This window comes from Streptomyces sp. CoH27, assembly GCF_020181035.1.
GTDB classification, from domain to species: Bacteria; Actinomycetota; Actinomycetes; order Streptomycetales; family Streptomycetaceae; genus Streptomyces; species Streptomyces camelliae.
On sequence record NZ_JAIQYY010000007.1, the window covers coordinates 150486 to 172492 of the forward strand.

22 protein-coding genes are annotated in these 22007 nt (G+C 70.4%); 8 read left to right on the forward strand and 14 right to left on the reverse strand.

The genetic code is table 11. The features are described 5' to 3' along the window. The first annotated feature begins 117 nt into the window (after positions 1-117). Positions 118-1068, forward strand: coding sequence for a hypothetical protein (locus LE548_RS13090; RefSeq protein WP_225096963.1), 951 nt, complete (start codon positions 118-120; stop codon positions 1066-1068). On the opposite strand, the gene LE548_RS13095 is transcribed toward LE548_RS13090, so the two are convergent. Both LE548_RS13095 and LE548_RS13100 read right to left on the reverse strand, forming a co-directional pair. Continuing rightward, positions 1065-2036: an aldose epimerase family protein gene (locus LE548_RS13095; RefSeq protein ID WP_225096964.1), complete on the reverse strand. Its 972-nt coding sequence runs from the start codon at positions 2034-2036 to the stop codon at positions 1065-1067. The two genes, LE548_RS13090 and LE548_RS13095, sit on opposite strands and share 4 nt — an antisense overlap. A gap of 10 nt (positions 2037-2046) precedes the next feature. Continuing rightward, the gene (locus LE548_RS13100; protein WP_225096965.1) at positions 2047-2931 is read right to left on the reverse strand and encodes an SGNH/GDSL hydrolase family protein; all 885 of its coding nucleotides are present in this window, start codon (positions 2929-2931) and stop codon (positions 2047-2049) included. Positions 2932-3229: 298 nt separating this feature from the next. On the opposite strand from LE548_RS13100, the gene LE548_RS13105 reads away from it, so the two are divergent. Further along, a complete protein-coding gene (locus LE548_RS13105; protein ID WP_225096966.1) occupies positions 3230-3724 on the forward strand; it encodes a DUF3145 domain-containing protein in 495 nt (164 codons plus the stop codon). Positions 3725-3819: 95 nt separating this feature from the next. Here the strand turns inward: LE548_RS13105 and fabF are convergent, their stop codons facing one another. From fabF to LE548_RS13130, 5 genes are all read right to left on the reverse strand, one after another. Next, positions 3820-5082: a beta-ketoacyl-ACP synthase II gene (gene fabF, locus LE548_RS13110; protein ID WP_225096967.1), complete on the reverse strand. Its 1263-nt coding sequence runs from the start codon at positions 5080-5082 to the stop codon at positions 3820-3822. Between the two features lie 84 nt (positions 5083-5166). Further along, a complete protein-coding gene (locus LE548_RS13115; RefSeq protein WP_225096968.1) occupies positions 5167-5415 on the reverse strand; it encodes an acyl carrier protein in 249 nt (82 codons plus the stop codon). Positions 5416-5494: 79 nt separating this feature from the next. Beyond that, complete coding sequence (locus LE548_RS13120) at positions 5495-6526, reverse strand: ketoacyl-ACP synthase III (RefSeq protein ID WP_225096969.1); 1032 nt, start codon at positions 6524-6526, stop codon at positions 5495-5497. Positions 6527-6536: 10 nt separating this feature from the next. Next, positions 6537-7469: an ACP S-malonyltransferase gene (locus tag LE548_RS13125; RefSeq protein ID WP_225096970.1), complete on the reverse strand. Its 933-nt coding sequence runs from the start codon at positions 7467-7469 to the stop codon at positions 6537-6539. A gap of 89 nt (positions 7470-7558) precedes the next feature. Then, a complete protein-coding gene (locus LE548_RS13130; protein WP_225096971.1) occupies positions 7559-8788 on the reverse strand; it encodes a CdaR family transcriptional regulator in 1230 nt (409 codons plus the stop codon). Between the two features lie 108 nt (positions 8789-8896). On the opposite strand from LE548_RS13130, the gene LE548_RS13135 reads away from it, so the two are divergent. Continuing rightward, a complete protein-coding gene (locus LE548_RS13135; RefSeq protein ID WP_225097155.1) occupies positions 8897-9550 on the forward strand; it encodes a pirin family protein in 654 nt (217 codons plus the stop codon). Positions 9551-9712: 162 nt separating this feature from the next. On the opposite strand, the gene LE548_RS13140 is transcribed toward LE548_RS13135, so the two are convergent. Both LE548_RS13140 and LE548_RS13145 read right to left on the reverse strand, forming a co-directional pair. Next, positions 9713-10534 carry a serine hydrolase gene (locus tag LE548_RS13140; RefSeq protein ID WP_225096972.1) on the reverse strand — a complete coding sequence of 274 codons (822 nt, stop codon included), beginning with the start codon at positions 10532-10534 and terminating at the stop codon, positions 9713-9715. Positions 10535-10553: 19 nt separating this feature from the next. Beyond that, positions 10554-11030, reverse strand: coding sequence for a GNAT family N-acetyltransferase (locus LE548_RS13145; protein ID WP_225096973.1), 477 nt, complete (start codon positions 11028-11030; stop codon positions 10554-10556). A 97-nt stretch (positions 11031-11127) separates the two neighbouring features. Between LE548_RS13145 and LE548_RS13150 the strand changes: the two genes are divergently transcribed. Next, positions 11128-11583 (forward strand): MerR family transcriptional regulator, encoded by a 456-nt coding sequence (locus tag LE548_RS13150; protein WP_225096974.1) that lies wholly within the window; start codon positions 11128-11130, stop codon positions 11581-11583. Between the two features lie 6 nt (positions 11584-11589). Here the strand turns inward: LE548_RS13150 and LE548_RS13155 are convergent, their stop codons facing one another. From LE548_RS13155 to LE548_RS13165, 3 genes are all read right to left on the reverse strand, one after another. After that, entirely contained in the window at positions 11590-12450 is an 861-nt protein-coding gene (locus LE548_RS13155; RefSeq protein WP_225096975.1) for a DUF4429 domain-containing protein, read from the reverse strand. A gap of 66 nt (positions 12451-12516) precedes the next feature. Continuing rightward, positions 12517-13725 carry an alpha/beta hydrolase gene (locus tag LE548_RS13160; protein WP_225096976.1) on the reverse strand — a complete coding sequence of 403 codons (1209 nt, stop codon included), beginning with the start codon at positions 13723-13725 and terminating at the stop codon, positions 12517-12519. Between the two features lie 83 nt (positions 13726-13808). Further along, positions 13809-14444, reverse strand: coding sequence for a TetR family transcriptional regulator (locus LE548_RS13165; protein ID WP_225096977.1), 636 nt, complete (start codon positions 14442-14444; stop codon positions 13809-13811). A 198-nt stretch (positions 14445-14642) separates the two neighbouring features. Between LE548_RS13165 and LE548_RS13170 the strand changes: the two genes are divergently transcribed. Next, entirely contained in the window at positions 14643-16130 is a 1488-nt protein-coding gene (locus LE548_RS13170) for an MFS transporter (protein WP_374116083.1), read from the forward strand. A 160-nt stretch (positions 16131-16290) separates the two neighbouring features. Here the strand turns inward: LE548_RS13170 and LE548_RS13175 are convergent, their stop codons facing one another. Together LE548_RS13175 and aceE are read right to left on the reverse strand one after the other, a co-directional pair. Further along, positions 16291-17034 (reverse strand): potassium channel family protein, encoded by a 744-nt coding sequence (locus LE548_RS13175; protein ID WP_225096979.1) that lies wholly within the window; start codon positions 17032-17034, stop codon positions 16291-16293. Between the two features lie 150 nt (positions 17035-17184). Further along, positions 17185-19932 carry a pyruvate dehydrogenase (acetyl-transferring), homodimeric type gene (gene aceE, locus LE548_RS13180; protein ID WP_225096980.1) on the reverse strand — a complete coding sequence of 916 codons (2748 nt, stop codon included), beginning with the start codon at positions 19930-19932 and terminating at the stop codon, positions 17185-17187. Positions 19933-20268: 336 nt separating this feature from the next. Here aceE and LE548_RS13185 point away from each other — a divergent pair, with 336 nt between their 5' ends. The 3 genes from LE548_RS13185 (at position 20269) to LE548_RS13195 (ending at position 21969) form a co-directional block, all read left to right on the forward strand. Continuing rightward, entirely contained in the window at positions 20269-20685 is a 417-nt protein-coding gene (locus LE548_RS13185; protein ID WP_225096981.1) for a DUF3052 domain-containing protein, read from the forward strand. 111 nt (positions 20686-20796) lie between these two features. Further along, complete coding sequence (locus LE548_RS13190) at positions 20797-21255, forward strand: peroxiredoxin (RefSeq protein ID WP_067039186.1); 459 nt, start codon at positions 20797-20799, stop codon at positions 21253-21255. 138 nt (positions 21256-21393) lie between these two features. Next, positions 21394-21969: a TerD family protein gene (locus LE548_RS13195; RefSeq protein WP_225096982.1), complete on the forward strand. Its 576-nt coding sequence runs from the start codon at positions 21394-21396 to the stop codon at positions 21967-21969. Positions 21970-22007: the final 38 nt, after the last annotated feature.

Here is a 22007-nt window from a genome sequence, read left to right on the forward strand (position 1 = left end):
GCCCCGGTCCGGGACCTGACCTCCGGACCGGGGCTCATGGCGGCCAGGAGGGTGTGGCAGACTCCCGGCCCGCGAGAACACCGGACACACCGGGCACGGGCACGGGGGAGAGACAGCATGTATCCAGGGCAGCAGCCGGGGCCGTACGGGCAGCAACCGCCGGCGGGGCCGTACGGGCCCCATGGGCAGCCGCCGCAGTATCAGCAGCCGTACCCGCCTGGGCAGCAGCCGCAGTATCAGCAGCCGTACCCGCCGCACCAGCCGTATCCGCAGCAGCAGTACCAGCCTCAGCAGCCGTACCCGCCTCAGCAGCTTTATCCGTCCCAGCAGCACGCCCAGCCGCACGCGCCGTCCCACGACCAGGAGGCCGGTGAGGGGGGTATGCGGCTGGATCCGAACCTCACCCCGGCCCAGCGCGAGCTGGCGCAGAAGATCCAGGAGAAGTCCAAGCCCATGGCCTACGGCATGGTGCTCGGCCTTCCACTCACCTTCGGCGGTGTGCACTACGGCATCACGCAGAAGCCCTTCGGCTTCGCCGCCGCGCTCGTCGGGCTGGGCCTGCTGGCCTTCGGTGTCTACTCGCTGCTGCAGATGCAGGGCCTCAAGCGGCAGCTGCGGCTCATCACGGCGGACGCCTGGCGTTCCCCGGCCGCGCATCTGCCGGGCGCCCGCAAGGCCGCCACCCAGGCCGCCTACCTCACCGGCCTGCTGGTCCTGCTGTCCCTCGCCGTGACCGGCTATCTGCTCTACCGGGGCGCCGCCTGGGGCGCGTACGGCAACTCCTTCGGCTTCGGCGCGCTGATGACCGCCGCGGCGTTGCCCTTCGGCATGGCCCTGGCCGCCGCGACCACGATCCCGCAGCTGCTCCAGGTCATTCCGGCCGGCGCGAAGGTCGGCCGGAGCCTGTACTCGATCCTCTTCGTGCTGGCCACGACGGTGACGGGGGAGGGCATCAAGGGGCACGCCGTGGGACCCGCCGTGGGCGGGGGCGCGGCTGTGCTGGTCTGCTGGGGGGCGATGACCTTGCTGGGCAAGGCGGCGAAGAGGATGCGCGGGGAGCGCGTCTAACGAGCCGAGAACGCGTACACCGTCTCCGACCGGAACACCTCGCCCGGCCTCAGCACCGTGCTCGGAAACTCCGGCCGGTTCGGGGAGTCCGGGAAGTGCTGGGTCTCCAGGGCGATGCCGTCACCGGGGGCGAAGGGGGACGGGAGGTGGTCGGCGGTGTAGAGCTGGAGGCCCGGTTCGGTGGTCGAGACCGTCAGGGTGCGGCCGGAGGCCGGGTCGTACAGCTCGGCGACCTGCTGAGGGGTCTCGGTGACGCCCTTGTCCAGGACGAAGTTGTGGTCGTAGCCCGAGCCGGTCTTGCGGGCGGTGCGGAAGTCGAAACGCGAGCCGGTGACGTCCTCCAGCACCCCGGTCGGGATCAGGTCGGCGTCCACCGGAGTGAACCGGGACGCGGCCAGCCGCAGTTCGTGCCCGCCCGCGTGGCCGGAACCGGCCAGGTTCCAGTACCCGTGATGGGTGAGGTTGACGACGGTCGGCGCGTCCGTGACCGCCTCGTAGATGAGGCCCAGCGCGCCCGACGCGTCGAGCGTGTACGTCGCCGTCACCTCCAGCCGTCCGGGAAACCCCTCCTCACCGTGCGGGCTGACCCGGCTCAGGCGGACGCCGTGCCGAATCGGCGTCACCTCCCACACCCGCTTGTCGAAACCACGCTCACCGCCGTGCAGCGAGTTCGGGCTGTTGTTCGGTGCGAGGGCGTAGGTGTAGCCGTCGAGCGGGAAGCGGGCGCCCGCGATGCGGTTGGCGTACCGTCCCACCAGCGCCCCCAGATACGGCTCCGGGTGCTGCAGATAGCCGTCCAGGTCGGAGAAGCCCAGCACCACGTCGGCGGTCCGCCCCTCCCGGTCCGGGACCTCGACCGACTGCACGATCCCGCCGTACGACAACACGCGCACGCGCACACCGCCCCGCTCCAGCGTCCAGCGGTGCACGGGGGTGCCGTCGGAAAGTGTGCCGAAAAGTTCATTCATGTGGGAAACCCTAGGTCACGGACGTGATCGCCTTGTAGGCGATCTCCGCGAGCCGCGCCTGGCCGTCCTTGCTGGGGTGGAACCAGTCCCAGTGGCTGAGCTGGTCGGTGCCGAAGTCGTAGTCGTAGACAGCGTTGTCGTCGAAGCGGCAGCTGCGGTCCTTGGCGCAGACCTCCTTCAGCACCTTGTTGTACTCGACCACCCGCCGCTGCACCTGGTCCCGGCGCTGGGTGGCCGCGCTCGTCAGGTCGTCCGCGTCGGACAGCATCGACGGGCAGATGCCGAGCTTCCACACCTGCTTGCCCAGCGGATTGGTGCGGCCCTCGGACCACAGGCGCTTCAGGTTCGGCACGCTCGCCACGTACACCTGCGTCTTCGGTGACTCCTTGCGCAGCGTGCGCAGCGCCTCCTCGAAGTCCGCGCGGAAGGCGGCCACCGGGGTCATCGCCGACGCCGAGGCGCGGCAGGCGTCATTGGCGCCCGCCATGACCGTCACCAACTGGGGGCTGTGCGCCGCCGCCTGGGTCATCTGCTCCGGCAGGTCCGCCATCCGGGCCCCCGTCACCGCGTAGTTCCAGCTGCGCTCCGCCGCGCCCGACACGCCCAGCAGCCGCACCGCCAGGCTGTCCACCTCGGCGTCGCTGCCCGTCGCCCACGACACCTCGGGGCAGTCCGACAGCACCGTGCACGCGTCGAAGCCGCGCGTGATGGAGTCGCCGACCGCGGCGATCGAGGCCGGGCTGCGGTCCCACACCGGGGCGGGCCGCACGGCACGCGCCTTGGTGCTCTCCGGCGCGGGCACGCTGCCGCCGCTCGTGTCGCATCCGGCGGCTCCCAGCGCGGCGGCCGCCACCAGGGCGAGAGCGGCTCGCGTACGGCTGCTCGGCTTCCGCATCCCCTGCCGGTCCCCTCGTCGTCCGGCCCGGTGCCCCCGGGCCTTCGTCAGTGCTGCCTCTGTACTGCCTCTGTGCTTCCTTCCATAACAACGTGCGAGGGTTCCCGGCCGGGCGCGCTGGAACGGCGCACCCCCGTACAAGCGTCCCCCTGGGTGAATGGCAGAGGTTTCCTGGCACTGGGACCGACGGTACGTCACACTCCTTGCGCCGCCGCAAGGTAGCCTCGCCATGAACGCGGCCGTCGCGCCACTGCCGCCAGCCAGTCCGCAAGATGTCCCGCTCTGTCCGGAGGTTCCGGTGACGACACGTGGAGTTCTGTACGTGCACTCCGCGCCGCGCGCGCTGTGCCCGCATGTCGAGTGGGCGGTCGCCGGGGTGCTCGGCACGCGCGTCAACCTCGACTGGATCCGGCAGCCCGCGGCCCCCGGCACCTGGCGTTCGGAGTTCTCCTGGCAGGGCGAGGCGGGTACGGCGTCCAAGCTGGCCTCGGCCCTGCGCGGCTGGCATCTGCTCCGCTTCGAGGTCACGGCCGAGCCCTGCCCGACCGCCGAGGGCGAGCGCTACAGCTGCACCCCCGACCTCGGCATCTTCCACGCCGTCACCGGCATCCACGGCGACATCCTCATCCCCGAGGACCGCCTGCGCGCCGCCCTCCAGCGCAGCCAGCGTGGCGAGACCGACCTGGAGGCCGAACTCGCCAAGCTCCTGGGCAAGCCGTGGGACGACGAACTGGAGCCGTTCCGGTACGCGGGCGAGGGAGCTCCGGTGCGCTGGCTGCATCAGGTGGTGTGAGCATCAGCAGTGGTGTGAGCATCAGCACATCCAGCACATTCAGCACATGAGGAAGGGCCCCCACCAGCCGGTGGGGGCCCTTCCTCTGCCGTGTGTCAGATGGTGCGGAACGCCAGCACCACGTTGTGACCGCCGAAGCCGAACGAGTCGTTCAGCGCGGCGATGCGGCCCTCGGGCAGCTGACGGGCCTCGCCGCGGACGACGTCCGCGTTGACCTCGGGGTCGAGGTTCTCCAGGTTGATCGTCGGCGGAGCCGTACGGTTCACGAGCGCCAGGATCGACGCGACCGTCTCGATACCGCCGGCGCCACCGAGCAGATGCCCGGTCATCGACTTGGTCGCGGAGATCGCCATGTGGTCGACGTCGTCGCCGAACACCTTGCGCAGCGCCTTGATCTCGGCCACGTCACCCTGCGGCGTCGAGGTGGCGTGCGCGTTCACGTGCACGACCTCGGCCGGCTTCAGGTCGGTGTTGTCCAGCAGGTTCTGCAGCGCGTGCGCGATGCCGTTGCCGGACGGCTCGGGCTGCGTGATGTGGTGGGCGTCGGCGGAGATGCCCTGGCCCACCGCCTCGACGTAGATCCGGGCACCGCGGGCCTTCGCGTGCTCCTCGGACTCCAGGACGATCACACCGGCACCCTCGCCGAGCACGAAGCCGTCGCGGCCGGAGTCGTAGGGACGCGAGGCGCCCTGCGGGTCGTCGTTGTTCTTGCTCATCGCCATCATGTTGCCGAACGCGGCGATGGGCAGCGGGTGGATGGCGGCCTCGGTACCACCGGCCACGACCACGTCCGCACGCCCGGTGCGGATCATCTCGATCGCGTACCCGATGGCCTCCGCGCCCGAGGCGCAGGCCGAGACCGGGGTGTGCACGCCCGCGCGGGCGCCCAGCTCGATGCCGACGTTGGCCGCCGGGGAGTTGGGCATCAGCATCGGCACGGTGTGCGGGGAGACGCGGCGTACGCCCTTGTCCTTGAGGACGTCGTACTGGTCCAGGAGGGTCGTCACGCCGCCGATGCCAGAGGCGACGACCGCACCCAGCCGGTCGGGGTTCACGGACGGGTCCTCACCGGCCTTGGCGGTGAAACCGGCGTCCTTCCAGGCCTCCTGAGCGGCGATCAGCGCGAACTGCGCGGACCGGTCCAGCTTGCGGGCCTGCGGGCGGGGGATGATCTCGGACGGGTCGACGGCGATCTGCGCGGCGATACGGACCGGCAGGTCGGCCGCCCACTCCTGCTCCAGGAGGCTGACGCCGGACGTGCCGGCGACGAGGGCCTGCCAGAACGACGCTGCGTCGCCACCCAGCGGTGTGGTTGCGCCGATACCGGTGACGACCACGGTGCGATTGGTCGGGCTCACGGGAATTCTTTCTCCAACGGATGCGGGAATCTACGGCGAAACACCGCCGGGTGGCGGGGCCTAGCAGCGGGACTGAGGGGTGGCTCAGGCCTGGTGCTTGAGGATGTACTCGGTCGCGTCGCCGACCGTCTTGAGGTTCTTGACGTCCTCGTCCGGGATCTTCACGTCGAAGCGCTCCTCGGCGGCGACGACAACCTCGACCATGGACAGCGAGTCGACGTCCAGGTCGTCGGTGAAGGACTTGTCCAGCTGGACGTCCTCGACGGGGATCCCGGCGATCTCGTTCACGATCTCGGCGAGACCGTCGACGATCTCCTTCTCAGTGGCGGCCATCTTGGCGCTCCTTCTTGATGTTCCAGACGGTTTGTGGCAGTTGTCCCCCTGCCGGATCGCATGATCCGGCACGGAGTGCCTAGGGGAGGGTAACGACCGTGGCGGCGTACACGAGACCCGCCCCGAATCCGATGACGAGCGCGGTGTCGCCGCTCTTCGCCTCCCCGGTCGCCAGGAGCCGCTCCATCGCGAGCGGGATCGAGGCGGCCGAGGTGTTGCCGGTGGTGCGGATGTCACGGGCGACCGTGACGTGCTCCGGCAGTTTGAGAGTCTTCACCATCGAGTCGATGATCCGCACATTGGCCTGGTGCGGGATGAAGACGTCCAGGTCGTCCGGGCTGATCCCGGCCGCGTCCAGCGCCTGCTGGGCGACCTTCGCCATCTCGAACACGGCCCAGCGGAACACCGCCTGGCCTTCCTGCGTGATCGCGGGGAACTTGACGTTGCCGTCGCTGTCCACCGGAAGCTCGGAGACGTCGCCGATCCGGAAGCGGTCCCACGGGATGGTCTGCTTGATGGTCTCCGACTTGTCGCCCTCGGAGCCCCACACGGTCGGGCCGATGCCCGGCTCCTGCGAGGGGCCGACGACGACCGCGCCCGCGCCGTCGCCGAACAGGAAGGCCGTGGCCCGGTCCTCCAGGTCGGTCAGGTCGCTGAGCCGCTCCACGCCGATGACGAGCACGTACTCGGCGGAACCCTCCACGACCATGCCCTTGGCGAGCGTCAGGCCGTAGCCGAAGCCCGCGCAGCCCGCCGAGATGTCGAAGGCGGCGGCCTTGTCGGTGCCCAGCTTGTCGGCGATCTCGGTGGCGACGGCCGGGGTCTGGCTGAAGTGCGACACGGTCGAGACGACCACGGCACCGATCTGCTCGGCGTCGATGCCGGCGTCCGCGATCGCCTTGCCGGCGGCCTCGACGGACATCGCCGCGACGGTCTCCTCGGGGCCGGCCCAGTGCCGCGTCTCGATGCCGGAGCGCGAGCGGATCCACTCGTCGGACGAGTCGATCTTCTCCAGGATCACCTCGTTGGGCACCACCCGGGTCGGCCGGTAGCCGCCGACACCGAGGATGCGCGCATACGGGGCGCCCTTGCTGGGCTTGATCTTCGCCATCTACGGCTCCTTAGGCGTCGGCGCCGGCGTGCTCGGAGATGAGCTCGCGGGCCGCGTCGAGATCGTCGGGGGTCTTCAGAGCGAGCGTCGTGACACCGGGCAGCGCACGCTTGGCCAGGCCGGTGAGCGTGCCGCCTGGGCAGACCTCGATGAGCGCGGTGACGCCCAGCTCCTTGAACGTCTCCATGCACAGGTCCCAGCGCACGGGGTTGGCGACCTGGCCGACGAGCCGCTCAAGGACCTCGGCGCCGCTCCCGACCTTCCGGCCGTCCTTGTTGGAGACGTAGGTGACCTTCGGGTCGGCGGGCGTCAGCTTCGCGGCGGCCTTGGCCAGCGTGTCGACGGCCGGGGCCATGTGGCGGGTGTGGAAGGCGCCGGCGACCTTCAGCGGGACGACCTTGCGGACGCCCTCGGGCTTGTCCTCGGCCAGCGCGGCCAGCTGCTCCAGGGTGCCCGCGGCGACGATCTGGCCCGCGCCGTTGATGTTCGCCGGGGTCAGGCCCAGCTTCTCCAGGTGCGCGATCGACGTGTCCGGGTCGCCGCCGAGCAGCGCCGACATGCCGGTCTCGGTGATCGCGGCGGCGTCGGCCATCGCCAGACCCCGCTCGCGGACCAGGCGCAGGGCGGAGGTGTCGTCCAGGACTCCGGCGAAGGCGGCGGCGGTGATCTCGCCGACGCTGTGACCGGCGACCGCGCCCGGCGCGAACCCGGAAATGTCACCGAGTGCCGCGGCGGACAGGATTCCGGCGGCGACCAGCAGCGGCTGGGCCACCGCGGTGTCCCGGATGGCGTCGGCGTCGGCCTCGGTGCCGTAGTGAACCAGGTCCAGCCCGATGGCGTCCGACCACGCGGCGACGCGGTCACGGGCACCGGGCAGTTCGAGCCAGGGGGTCAGGAAGCCGGGCGTCTGGGCGCCCTGGCCGGGAGCGACGAGTACGAGCACTCTCACACTCTCTCTTGGGGACGGCCGGGGCCGCCCGTGGGGACAGGGACGAAGAACACGGAGGGCTTTTGTATGGCCCCGACAAAACCCTACGTTTGAGGTTCGCCGTCGGCCAGACGCCCCAGGATGAGCGCGATCCGCAGTGTGAAGGCGGATCGTACATCCGAAGGCGACCAGCCGGTGACGTCAGTCACACGTCGGAGCCGGTAGCGCACGGTGTTCGGGTGAACGAAGAGCATCCGGGCGGCGCCTTCCAGGCTGCTCGCCTGCTCCAGGTAGACACTCAGGGTTTCGAGGAGCGCCGAGCCGGCCTCCTCCAGCGGTCTGTAGATCTCCTCCACCAGCTGCTCGCGGGCGCTCGGATCGCCCGCGATGGCACGCTCCGGCAGCAGATCGTCCGCCAGCACCGGCCGCGGCGCGTCCTGCCAGGCGGAACACGCCTTCAGTCCCGCGGCGGCGGCCTGCGCGGACCGCGTGGCGGCCAGCAGATCCGGTACGACGGGCCCGGCGACGACCGGCCCGGCGGCGAAGGGTCCGATCAGCGACTTGGCGACGGCGAGCGGGTTGTCGCTCCCGCCCGCGATCACCACCAGACGGTCCCCGAGGACACCGGTGAGCACCTGGAGCTTGGCGTGCCGCGCGGCCCGCCGGATCGCCTCCACGGTCAGCTCGCTGTCCCCGTCGGGCGCGGTCCCGAGGACGACACAGACATGCTCGGGCGAGTTCCAGCCGAGCGCGGCGGCCCGGCTGACGGCCCCCTCGTCGGCTTCTCCGCTGAGCACGGCATTGACGACGAGGGACTCCAGCCGCGCGTCCCAGGCACCGCGTGCCTCGGCGGCCTGGGCGTACACCTGGGCGGTGGCGAAGGCGATCTCCCGGGCGTACACGAGCAGCGCCTCGCGCAGCACGCTCTCGTCGCCCGGCGCGGCCACCTCGTCGATGGCGCTCTCCATGACCTCGATGGTGGTCCGCACCATCTCCACGGTCTGCCGCAGCGTGATGGCCCGCGTCAGCTCGCGCGGCGCCGTGCCGAAGACGTCGGTGGAGATCGCCTGCGGCGCGTCCGGGTGCCGGAACCACTCGGTGAAGGCGGCGATACCCGCCTGGGCCACGAGCCCGATCCAGGAACGGTTCTCCGGTGGCATCGCCCGGTACCACGGCAGGGTCTCGTCCATGCGCGCGATGGCCTGCGCGGCGAGGGACCCGGAGGACTTCTCCAGCCGCTTGAGGGTCGCGGAGTGCGGGTGGGCGTCGCGAGCGTGGTGAGCGGCGCGGGAATCCGCGTGGGGATCGCTGCTGCGGGATTCGGGTTCGGGCACGTGGACAAGACTGCCTTATCCGGACCTGGCCGTGTGCCGCCGGGTCGGAGGTCGGGACGGGGGCGGGGCGTCGGCATGGCTCGCGGCAGGGCTACCGTGGTGCCCGTGATGGAGGTACGGCGCGCCGCTGAGCGCTATCGCGGAGGGGAGCCGGAGGCCGGGATCGACACCTGGCACGCCTTCTCCTTCGGTCCGCACTACGACCCCGGGAACCTGCGCTTCGGCGCGGTGATCGCCTGCAACGAGGAGCACCTCGCCCCCGGCGCCGGCTTCGACGAACACCCGCACAGCCACACCGAGATCGTCACCTGGGTGATCGAGGGCGAACTCACCCACCGCGACTCCACGGGCCACGAGACGACGGTCCGTCCGGGCGACGTCCAGCACCTCAGCGCTGCGGCGGGCGTCCGCCACGTGGAACGCAACGCCGGCGCCGTCCCCCTGACCTTCCTCCAGATGTGGCTGGCGCCGGTGGAGCCGGGCGGCGAGCCGTCGTACGAGATCGTCCCGGGCATCGCCGACGCCACGCCCTACGCCCTCCCGGCGGCCGGCGCGATGCTCCACGTCCGCCGTTTGGCGCCGGGCGAGCGCACGGCGGTCCCGGACGGCGCGTATGTGTACGTCCACGTGGTGCGGGGCGAGATCCGGCTGGCGGGGGAGGAGCTGGGGGCGGGGGATGCGGCGCGGATCACACAGGCGCAGGACGTGGAGGCGGTGGGGCTGTCGCCGGCGGAGCTGCTGATGTGGGAGATGACCGCTTAGCTGCGGGCAGTCGTGCCGCTGGGGCGATGGGGGTGCCCCCGGTCGAGCGAAGCCGAGACTGGGGGAGGGTGGGCGGTGGGGGTCCCCCGCGCGAGCGAAGCCGGGCGTGGGGGAGGCACCCGGCCGGCGCCGGCAAGCGGCCCAACCCCCGCCCAGCCGACCTCAGCTGCGCAACTCGCCGAGCACCGCATCCGTGAACACCGGCCACGCCTCGACCGCCCAAGGTCCGAACGCCCGGTCGGTCAGTGCGGCGCACGCCACCCCCGCGTCCGGGTCGATCCACAGGAACGTACCCGACTGCCCGAAGTGCCCGAAGGTGCGCGGGGAGGACGAACTCCCGGTCCAGTGGGGCGACTTGGAGTCACGGATCTCGAAGCCCAGACCCCAGTCGTTCGGGTTCTGGTGGCCGTACCCGGGCAGGACACCCTTCGTCCCGGGGTGCTGCACGGTCATCGCCGCCGCCACCGTCCGGGGATCCAGCAGCCGGGGCGCCTGCACCTCCGCCGCGAAGCGGAGCAGGTCCGTGACGGTGGACACGCCGTCCTTCGCCGGTGAGCCCTCCAGCGACGTGTCCGTCATGCCCAGCGGCTCCAGCACCGCCTGGCGCAGGTACTCGGCGAAGGGGATGTCCGTCGCCTTGGCGATGTGATCGCCGAGCTGCTCGAAGCCGGCGTTGGAGTACAGCCGCCGCTCGCCGGCCGGGGCCGTCACCCGGTGCTCGTCGAAGGCCAGCCCGGAGGTGTGGGCGAGGAGATGGCGGACGGTCGCACCGGGCGGCCCGGCCGGCTCGTCCAGCTCGATCGCGCCCTCCTCGTACGCCACGAGCGCCGCGTACGCCGCCAGCGGCTTGGTGACCGAGGCGAGCGGAAAGCGGTGCCCGACGGGGCCGTACGTCCCGAGGACGGTCCCGTCGGCACGTACGACACCCGCCGCCGCGGTGGGGACGGGCCAGTTCTCGATCGACGCGAGGCTCTTCAGCGACATGCAGCCGAGCCTATGCGGCTCACAGCAGCAGCCGCATCGACGGGTCGGGGTCACGGGTGAAGCCGAGGGAGGCGTAGAGCGGTTCGGCATCGGTGGAGGCGGTGAGGAGCACGTACCCGGCGCCCCGCGCGCGGAACCAGGCCAGCAGTTCCTCCATGCACGCGCGTGCGTACCCGCGCCGGCGGGCGTCCGGGTCGGTGGCGACGCTGAAGACGTACCCGACCCGCCCGTGCGGATTGCCGGGCTTCCCGATGCGGTACTCCAGAGTCCCGACCACCAGCGCGGCCAGCGCCCCCGGCCGGTCCGGATGGTCCACGACGAAGGCCGCGAAGTCCCCGTCGGCCTCGGCGAGCCGCTCCCGCAGCGTCGGCAGGGACTCCGCGTGCCAGTCCACCGGTGCGGAACTCCCGTCGCTCCGCAGGGAGTCGATCATGATCTGGCGCAGCCGCAGCACTTCGTCGGCGTCCTCGGGCAGGGCCCGGCGTACAAGACTCATGCGTCGCACGCTAACCACTCGCCCCGGCGTACGTCCCGCGCATTCTTTACCGGGCCCCGCTTGCTTGGAGTGCACTCGAAGGCCATAGCGTGGGTGCATGACGGTGATGCAGACCACGCCAGCGGACACCGCGAGCACGACCCCCGCCGACATCTGCTCCGCCCCGCCCAGACGTCATCCGCGCCCCGACGGCCAGGACCGCTACACGATCAGCGAGGTCGTCGCGTTCACCGGCCTGACCGCGCACACCCTGCGCTGGTACGAGCGGATCGGCCTGATGCCGCACGTCGACCGTTCCCACACCGGCCAGCGCCGCTACAGCAACCGCGATCTGGACTGGCTGGACTTCGTGACCAAGCTGCGGCTGACGGGCATGCCGGTGGCGGACATGGTGCGGTACGCGGAACTGGTCCGGGAGGGCGAGAGCACGTACGCCGAGCGCCAGGAACTGCTGGAGTCGACGCGCCGGGACGTGCTGGCCCGGATCGCGGAACTGCACGACACCCTGTCCGTCCTGGACAGGAAGATCAGCTTCTACGCGCGCGAGCGGTGATCCCCGTCACAACTCCGCCAGCAGTTCGGCCTTCTTGGAGGAGAACTCCTCGTCGGTGACCAGGCCGGCCTGATGCAGCTCCCCGAGATGCCGGATCCGCTCGGCGATGTCCGCCGGATCCCGCCGGGCCGGGGCGGCCGGTACCGCGGGTACCGGCCCTCTTGTGCGTACGGCGGCCAGGACCGCGGCGGCGAACGGCAGCGACTCGTGCACCGGGCCGTACCCCAGCCCGAAGATCACGGCCGCCGGGTCCTGGTCGGGCTGCACGGCCGTGGCCGTCGTACCGGCAGAGCGGCTGATCAGCCGCAGGTGCCCCTCGAAGACCTCCGGCGAGCGCCACTCCACCCCGCTGAGGCCGGTCACCGGAAAGCTCTGGTCGCCCGCCTTCCACTTCGCGGAGGACGCGCCCGTCCACGACCAGCGGAACTGCACGGACGTCCCGTCGAAGGACGCCTTCCCGTCGTAGGCCTTGAAGTGCAGTGGCGCCTCGGGCGCGGCCACCAGATGGCGGTCGGCCGGTCCCGAGCCGGCCTCGGTCAGCAGGCCCTTCAGCTCGTGCGCGTAGTACTCGGCGAGCGTCTCGCGCTCGGCCGGCAGCACCAGCCGATACGGGTCGGAGCCCTCCTTCAGCTGCCCGTCGGCCGCCTCCATCAGCGGATCGGCGCCGGCGCGCGGCCGCAGCCGCAGGACGACGGTGCCGCGTCTGCCCGGGGTGAGGCTCACGTTCTCGACCGCGGACAGCGGGATGCGCCGTTCGCCGAGCGCCTGGAACAGCTTCGGTGTCCGAATCCCCCGTTCGTAACGGATGAGCACGGAGTCGGACTCGAACTCCCAGACGGCATGAAAACCCGCCAGTATGTCACCCATGCGGCTCATCGTATGCGGCACGTGCTCCTCCGTCGCCACCCGCGCAGACCGCACTTCCTGCTGTTTCTACGCGCGTCCGGCCGGGGTAGCGCCGGACTGGCACAGGTCGTTCTCGCGTGCGCACGTCACCGCGTCGTAGGCGCCGACCCCGACGTCGGCGAGGTTGCGCAGGCTGTCCGTGCCCGGCTGGAAGTAGCCGGCGTGGCCGTGCGCGTCCCGGGCGGACAGCACACGCGCGCCGAACGCCGAGGACACCGGGTCGGCGCCGTGCCCGAGCCCGCCCAGCTCCAGGTACGGCACGTCCTGGATCCAGTCGGTGGCGTCCCGCATCGCCCACACCTGGGCGCCGGTGCGCAGGTGGGAGGCCGCGGACACCCGCATGCCGGGGCTCGCGGCCACCGCTATGTCGGACACCCGGCGGGGCATGTCGTGCGCGGCGACGCCGCAGACCACCGAGCCGTAGCTGTGGCAGATCATCGCCACCGGGGCCGTGCCGGGCAGGGCGTCCAGCAGCGCGTTCAGGCGCAGGGCGCCCTCCGCGGCGCGCAGGCCGGTGGCCGCGTCCACGCCGAGCCCGTCGGGCGCGGTGTAGTCGGCCCAGGCGATCACGGCCGTACGGGTCGCGGGGCTCGCCGTGCGCTCCGCCGCGTACAGCGCCTGGGCCATGCCGACCGGGGCGGTGTACTGGCGGTTGGTCTTCTGGAAGGTGAGCAGGTCGGTGTCGACGCCGGGGACGACCACCGAGATCCGCTGGGCCTGGTCCAGGTTCCCGAACACCTCGGCGATCCGGCCCGAGCCCTCGGGGTCGAAGGCGAGGATCTGCCGGCCGGGGGTCAGCAGGGACTCGTAGCGGTGCATACGACGGCCCGCGTCCTGGTGCCCGGCCGCGCTGAGCCGGGTGTCGTGCATGCGCTTCTGCTCGACCTCGCGGGCCTGCTCCATGGCGACGCGGTTCGCCTGGTAGCGCAAGGTCACGGGGGCGCCGTTCATGTTGCCCACTGCGAGCGGGTAGCGGTGGGCGAGGCGGGCCTGGTCCTCGGCGGAGAGCGTCGTGAAGAACGGGGTCAGCCGGGCCGGGCCGGACTCGGGGTCGGGCAGCCGGTGGCCGTGGAGGTAGCCGTGCTCCCACTTGCTGAGCGAGGCCTGAAGCGCCGTCGCCTCCCGGTGGCTGCGCAGGGCGGTCCAGCCGGTGGTGGCGAGCATCACGAACACCACGGCCAGCGCCAGCAGTGCGCGCCAGACGTTCAGTTGCGGGGAGGTGTCGAAGGAAGTCACTGGGAGGACACACTAGGAGAACGAGCGGGTCTCGCGGTAACCGAGTGACAGGTATCACGTTTCGCCGAAGATCGAACGGACCGTCAACGATCTCTGCCGGTACGCCAGTTCCCGGTGAGCGCCGGACCCACCTCATCGAGGTAGGACGCGGTGAGTTGACGGATCGACTCCAGGCTGAAGTCCTCACCCGTGCACCACTGCCGCTCCGTGACCCTTATCACGCCGCCGAACACGGCCACCGCGAGCCGCGGTCGAGGGTCGGCGTCCACGTCGACGCCCTCGCGTTCGGCCAGCAACCGCGCGATCGTCTCCTCCGTCGCGGCCGAGCGGAGCAGGTGGGCGGCGAGCAGCGCCGGCGTCGACTCGATCGTGCGGTACATCCGCAGGTACAGCTCCACGGGCACCGCCGACTCGACGGTCTCCCGGATCGCGTCCCAGCCCTCCAGCACCGCCTGGCGCAGCGCCTCCATCGGCGCCTCGTGCGCGGGGCGCACCCGTAGGCAGGCCACGAAGTGCCGTTCGCTCATGTCCTGGACCGTGAAGGCCGCGTCCTCCTTGCCGGCGAAGTAGCGGAAGAAGGTGCGCTGCGAGACCCCGACGGCCTCGGCGATCTCGTCGACGGTCGTCCGCTCGTACCCCTGGGTCGTGAACAGTTCGAGAGCGGCTCGAAGGAGCGCGTCGCGGGTGCGTTGTTTCTTGCGTTCGCGCAGTGTTTCCACAGGTGTCAGTTACTGACATGTGAAATCGATTGTCAACTGTCAGCGGCTCTCACTAGCCTCGAACGTATGACTAGTCAGACCACCATCGACGCCTCGGGGCCGGGGGACGGGGCTACGGCAGCCTCACTGGAGGCGCCACCTGCCGCGGGATTGCGCGGCCATCCCTGGCTCACCCTCATCACCGTCGCCGTAGGGGTCATGATGGTGGCCCTCGACGGCACCATCGTGGCCATCGCCAACCCGGCCATCGCCAAGGACCTGGGCGCGAGCTTCGCCGACGTCCAGTGGATCACCAACGCCTACTTCCTCGCCCTCGCGGTCTCCCTGATCACCGCGGGCAAGCTGGGCGACCGCTTCGGCCACCGCCAGACCTTCCTGATAGGCGTGACCGGCTTCGCCACTGCCTCGGGCGCCATCGGCCTGTCGAACAGCATCGCCGCGGTCGTCACCTTCCGCGTCTTCCAGGGCCTGTTCGGCGCGCTGCTGATGCCGGCCGCGCTCGGCCTGCTGCGGGCCACCTTCCCGGCCGAGAAGCTCAACATGGCGATCGGCATCTGGGGCATGGTGATCGGCGCCTCCACCGCGGGCGGCCCGATCCTCGGCGGCCTGCTGGTCCAGCACGTCAGCTGGCAGTCGGTGTTCTTCATCAACGTGCCGGTCGGCCTCGTCGCGCTGGTCCTCGGCCTGCTGATCCTGCGCGACCACCGCGCCGAGAACGCCCCGCGCTCCTTCGACCTCCTCGGCATCGCGCTGCTGTCCGGCGCGATGTTCTGCCTGGTCTGGGCGCTCATCAAGGCCCCGACGTGGGGCTGGGGCGACGGCAGGACGTGGACGTTCATCGCCGCCTCGGTGCTGGGCTTCGCCCTCTTCTCCTTCTGGGAGACGAAGGTGAAGGAACCGCTGATCCCGCTGGCGCTGTTCCGCTCGGTCCCGCTGTCGGCGGGCGTGGTCCTGATGGTGCTGATGGCCATCGCCTTCATGGGCGGCCTGTTCTTCGTCACCTTCTACTTGCAGAACGTGCACGGCATGACCCCGGTCGACGCGGGCCTGCACCTGCTGCCCCTGACCGGCATGATGATCGTCGGCTCCCCGCTGGCGGGCGCGGCGATCACCAAGCTCGGCCCGCGGATCCCGCTGGCCGGCGGCATGGCGGCCACCGCAATCGCCATGTACGGCATGTCCACCCTCAAGGAGGGCACCGGCAGCGGTGTCATGTCGGTCTGGTTCGCCCTGCTCGGCCTCGGCCTCGCGCCGGTCATGGTCGGCGCCACGGAGGTCATCGTCGGCAACGCCCCGATGGAGCTCTCCGGTGTCGCCGGCGGTCTCCAGCAGGCCGCGATGCAGATCGGCGGCAGTCTCGGTACGGCGGTGCTGGGCGCCGTGATGGCGTCCAAGGTGGACAACTCGCTGGCGGGCAACTGGAAGGCCGCGGGGCTGCCGCACCTGACCCCGGCGCAGGAGGGGCTGGCCTCGCAGGCGGTGCAGCAGGGGCTCTCCCCGGCGCCGAAGGGCACGCCGGGGCCGGCCGCCGCGAAGATCGCCGAGGTCGCGCATCACACGTTCATCTCCGGGATGAGCCTCGCCTCCCTGGTCGCGGCGGGCGTGGCGGCGGTCGCCGTCCTCGTCGCGCTGCTCACCAAGCGGGGCGCGAACGCCGAGAGCGGCGCGGGCGTGGGCCACATCTGAGGCCGCTCCGGGCGGAGTTTCCCCTATCAGGGTGACTCCGCTAAAGATCGCTCGCCCCGGGCGCGCGCCGCAGGTCACAGTGGGTCACGTCTTCCGCAGGACATGGGAGGACGGTCGGCTTGTGGCGCGCGCTGCGGAGGGGGCTGCGCGCGCTCGGCCGTCAACTGCGCTGCTTCTCGTGCTCGTTGGTCAACCGAGCCACCTCGGCCCGCAGCAGGCGCACCTCCTCGGCCAGAGACGTGATCGCCTCCGTCTGCCGCCGCTCCTCCACCTCGTCCTTCTCGAACCGGGCGATGAACCACGCGGTGATGTTCGCGGTCACCACACCCAGCAGCGTGATCCCGGACAGCATCAGCCCGACGGCGATCAGCCGGCCCATGCCGGTCGTCGGGGCATGGTCGCCGTATCCGACGGTCGTCATCGTCGTGAAGGACCACCACACCGCGTCACCCAGCGTCCGGATGTTCCCGTGCGGTGCGTCCCGCTCCACGGACAGCACGGCCAGCGAGCCGAACATGAGCAGCCCGATCAGCGACCCGCCGACGTACGTCGTGAGCCGGATCTGGGAGGCCATCCGCGCCCGCCGGCCCACCAGCAGCAGCGTCGACACCAGGCGCAGCAGCCGCAGTGGCTGGAGCAGCGGCAGCACCACCGCGCACAGGTCGATCCAGTGCGTCCGGACAAACCGCCGACGCCGTCTGGTGAGCGCCAGCCGTATCACGTAGTCCAGCGCGAACAGCCCCCACACCACCCACTCCGTGGCGGTGCAGAGCTCTGTGAGGAGCGGGCTCGCGGGGTTGTCCACGATCGGCACGGCATAGGCGACGGCGAACGCCACCGCCAGCGCCAGCAACGGCCGTTGGGTGTGCCGCTCCCAACGCGCCTGCGCCGACTGATGGTTCATGCCCGCAATAGTAAAGAAAAAGCAACGAGGGCGGCGCCCCGAAGGGGCGCGGGGAACTGCGTGAGCAGCTCCCACGCGCCCCGCACCCGGCATCGAACCCGCAAGCCCGCCCCGGATGCCGTCGGTCGAAGCCGAGCGATGGGGGGGGGGCTACGCGTCGCCGCCCGCCGCGCCCGGATGCGCCGCGGAGACGTCCAGCAGCTGGTAGCGGTCGATGGCCTGCTTGAGCACCGAGCGGTCGACCTTGCCCTCGCGCGCCAGCTCGGTCAGCACCGCCACCACGATCGACTGGGCGTCGATGTGGAAGAAGCGCCGCGCCGCGCCCCGGGTGTCGGCGAAGCCGAAGCCGTCCGCGCCCAGGGACTGGTACGTGCCCGGCACCCACCGCGCGATCTGGTCCGGAACCGATCGCATCCAGTCGGACACGGCCACGAACGGACCTTCCGCGCCGCTGAGCTTGCGTGTCACATACGGCACCCGCTGCTCCTCCTCCGGATGCAGCAGGTTGTGCTCCTCGCACGCCACGGCCTCGCGGCGCAGCTCGTTCCAGGAGGTGGCCGACCAGACGCCGGCGCGCACGTTCCAGTCCTCGGCGAGGATCCGCTGCGCCTCCAGTGCCCACGGGACGGCCACGCCCGACGCCATGATCTGCGCCGGGACGGCCCCCGCCGTGCCCTCGCTCAGCTTGTGGACGCCCTTGAGGATGCCCTCGACGTCCACGTTCTCCGGCTCGGCCGGGTGCTGGATGGGCTCGTTGTAGACGGTCAGGTAGTAGAAGACGTCCTCGCCGTGCGGGTGTTCGGCATCGGCGCCGTACATCCGGCGCAGGCCGTCCTGGACGATGTACGCGATCTCGTACGAGTACGCGGGGTCGTACGCCACGCACGCCGGGTTCGTCGAGGCGAGCAGCTGGGAGTGGCCGTCCGCGTGCTGCAGACCCTCACCGGTCAGGGTCGTACGGCCCGCGGTCGCGCCCAGTACGAAACCGCGCGCCAGCTGGTCGGCCATCTGCCAGAACTGGTCGCCGGTGCGCTGGAAACCGAACATCGAGTAGAAGACGTAGACCGGGATCAGCGGCTCGCCGTGCGTGGCGTAGGCCGAGCCCGCCGCGATCAGCGAGGCCGTGCAGCCCGCCTCCGAGATGCCGTCGTGCAGCATCTGGCCGGTCGGCGACTCCTTGTATGCCAGGAGCAGCTCGCGGTCCACCGACTCGTACTGCTGGCCCAGCGGGTTGTAGATCTTCGCGCTCGGGAAGAAGGAGTCCATGCCGAACGTGCGGTACTCGTCCGGCGCGATCAGCACGAACCGCTTGCCGATCTCCTTGTCCCGCATGAGGTCCTTGAGGAGCCGGACGAACGCCATGGTCGTGGCGATGGACTGCTGACCCGAGCCCTTCTTCACGGTCGCGTACGTCTTGTCGTCCGGCAGCGCGAGGGGTTTGGCGCGCACGACGCGCGTCGGGACGTATCCGCCGCACTGCTTGCGCATGTCGTGCATGTACTGGATCTCGTCCGTGTCCCGGCCCGGGTGGTAGTACGGCGGCGGGCCGGACTCCAGCTGCTGGTCGGTGATCGGCAGGTGCAGGCGGTCGCGGAAGCGCTTGAGGTCGTCGACCGTCAGCTTCTTCATCTGGTGCGTGGCGTTGCGGCCCTCGAAGTTGGGGCCCAGCGTCCAGCCCTTGACGGTCTTGGCGAGGATGACCGTCGGCTGGCCCTTGTGCTCCTTGGCCGCCTTGAACGCCGCGTAGATCTTGCGGTGGTCGTGGCCGCCGCGGCCGAGGTGCAGGATCTGGTCGTCCGTCATGTTCTCGACCATCGCGCGCAGTCGGTGGTCGTCGCCGAAGAAGTGCTCCCGGATGTAGGCGCCGGATTCCGTGGCGTACGTCTGGAACTGGCCGTCCGGGGTCGTGTTCATCTTGTTGACGAGGATGCCGTCCCGGTCCTGCGCGAGCAGCGGGTCCCAGGTGCGGTCCCAGATCAGCTTGATCACGTTCCAGCCGGCACCCCGGAAGATCGACTCCAGCTCCTGGATGATCTTGCCGTTGCCGCGCACCGGGCCGTCGAGCCGCTGGAGGTTGCAGTTGACCACGAAGGTCAGGTTGTCCAGGCCCTCACGGGCGGCGATGGACAGCTGGCCGAGCGACTCCGGCTCGTCCATCTCGCCGTCGCCGAGGAACGCCCACACGTGGGACGCGGAGGTGTCCGCGATGCCGCGCGCCTCCATGTAGCGGTTCATCCGCGCCTGGAAGATCGCGGCCAGCGGGCCGAGGCCCATGGAGACCGTGGGGAACTCCCAGAAGTCCGGCATGGAGCGCGGATGGGGGTAGCTGGACAGGCCGTTCGGGTACTTCGACTTCTCCTGGCGGAAGCCGTCGAGCTGGGCCTCGGTGAGCCGGTCGAGCAGGTACGCGCGCGCGTAGATGCCGGGGGAGGCGTGGCCCTGGAAGAAGACCTGGTCGCCGCCGTCGCCCTGGTCCTTGCCGCGGAAGAAGTGGTTGAAGCCGACGTCGTACAGCGAGGCGGAGGAGGCGAAGGTGGCGATGTGGCCGCCGACGCCGATGCCGGGACGCTGGGCGCGCGAGACCATCACGGCCGCGTTCCAGCGGGTCGCGTTGAGGATCTTGCGCTCGATCTCCTCGTTGCCCGGGAAGAACGGCTCGCTCTTGGTCGGGATCGTGTTGACGTAGTCCGTGCTGCGCATCTCGGGCACGGCCACGCGCTTCTCGCGGGCCCGCTCGATCAGGCGGAGCATGAGATAGCGGGCCCGCTCCCGGCCGCGCTCGTCCACGGCGGCGTCGAGGGAGTCGAGCCACTCCTGGGTCTCTTCGGGATCGAAGTCAGGAACCTGACTCGGAAGGCCGCCAATGATGATCGGGTTGCGATCGGATCCGGAAGCCACGCTGTTCCTTACCTGTCAGAGGGCCGTTTTTTCTGCTGTTTCCTGCTTTTCCGCACCTGCCTGCACCGCTCCCCATCGTGTACCTCGGGACGGCGTACGTCATCTCCGCAGACGAATACGGTTGGAGTAAAAGGGGCAAATGTGTGTGATCTGGGTCACGCTGGATCAAGGGGTGGTGCTGGGAGTTGCGGTGACACGACCGGTATCGTCACCGTTTCGGCGGTCCGAACGGCCGGGTACTTGCGCGATCCGTCCCGCCCGTGTGGACTACGGCCAAGCACCACGCGTACGCGCGTGGCTGAGTTGTTCCCTAAAGAAATGATCAGGAGGCAGACCGTGAGCGCGACCGCGGACCACGCGGAGACGAGCCTGGCCGTCAGGCTGGGGTTCCAGCCCGGACAGGTGGTCCAGGAGCTCGGCTACGACGACGACGTCGACCAGGATCTCCGCGAGTCCATCGAGGAAACCATCGGCCAGGAGCTGGTGGACGAGGACTACGACGACGTTGCCGACGTCGTGTTGCTGTGGTTCCGCGACGATGACGGCGACCTGACCGACACGCTGGTCGACGCCATCAGCTTCCTCGAAGAGGGCGGCCCGATCCACCTCCTCACGCCGAAGACCGGCCGGGACGGTTACATCGAGCCCAGCGACATCAACGACGCCGCTCAGACGGCCGGCCTGTCGCAGGCCAAGAGCGTCAGCGTGGGCAAGGACTGGAACGACACCAAGCTGAAGTCGCCGAAGCGGTGATCGTCTCCCACAGGTGAGCGAGGCGCGGGCGGCGGTCCCTCCGGGCGACCGCCGCCCCCTTCGCCGTAGGCTGTTCTCCTCCGAACAGCCCACCGAAAGGGAAACATCCCGATGGCGATCCAGGTCGGCGACAAGGCCCCCGACTTCGAGCTCAAGGACAACCACGGCGCCACCGTGAAGCTCTCGGACTTCCGTGGCGAGAAGAACGTCGTCCTGCTCTTCTACCCCTTCGCCTTCACCGGCGTGTGCACCGGCGAGCTGTGCGAGCTGCGCGACAACCTGCCGAAGTTCTCCGACCGCGGCACCCAGGTGCTCGCCGTCTCCAACGACTCCATCCACACCCTGCGCGTCTTCGCCGAGCAGGAGGGCCTGGAGTACCCGCTGCTGAGCGACTTCTGGCCGCACGGCAACGTCTCGCGCGCGTACGGCGTCTTCGACGAGGACAAGGGCTGCGCCGTGCGGGGCACCTTCATCATCGACAAGGAGGGCGTCGTGCGCTGGACCGTGGTCAACGGCCTGCCGGACGCCCGTGACCTGAACGAGTACGTGAAGGCGCTCGACACCCTGTAGGCCGACCGTGGGCCGACCCCGTGAGTCTTCCGGCCCGGGATCTGCGGGGGGCGGGAACCCGTCACTAGGATCGGCACGTTGATCCCGTATCCGAAGCACGACGGGGGCTCCCCGCCCCTGGACACACATGGAGGACCCGTGGGAGTCAGCCTCAGCAAGGGCGGCAACGTATCGCTGACGAAGGAGGCCCCGGGCCTGACCGCCGTCATCGTCGGTCTGGGCTGGGACGTGCGCACCACGACCGGCACCGACTTCGACCTCGACGCCAGCGCGCTGCTGCTGAACAACGCCGGCAAGGTCGCGAGCGACCAGCACTTCGTCTTCTTCAACAACCTCAAGAGCCCCGACGGCTCCGTCGAGCACACCGGTGACAACCTCACCGGTGAGGGCGAGGGCGACGACGAGGCCATCAAGGTCAACCTGGCCGGCGTCCCGGCCGACATCGAGAAGATCGTCTTCCCGGTGTCGATCTACGACGCCGAGAACCGCCAGCAGTCCTTCGGCCAGGTCCGCAACGCGTTCATCCGCGTCGTGAACCAGGCCAACCAGCAGGAGATCGCCCGCTACGACCTGAGCGAGGACGCCTCCACCGAGACCGCCATGGTCTTCGGCGAGCTGTACCGGAACGGGGCGGAGTGGAAGTTCCGTGCCATCGGCCAGGGCTACGCCTCCGGTCTGCGCGGCATCGCCCAGGACTTCGGCGTCAACGTCTGACGTACGCCGGTCTGTGTATGCCGTCCGGCGCCGCACCG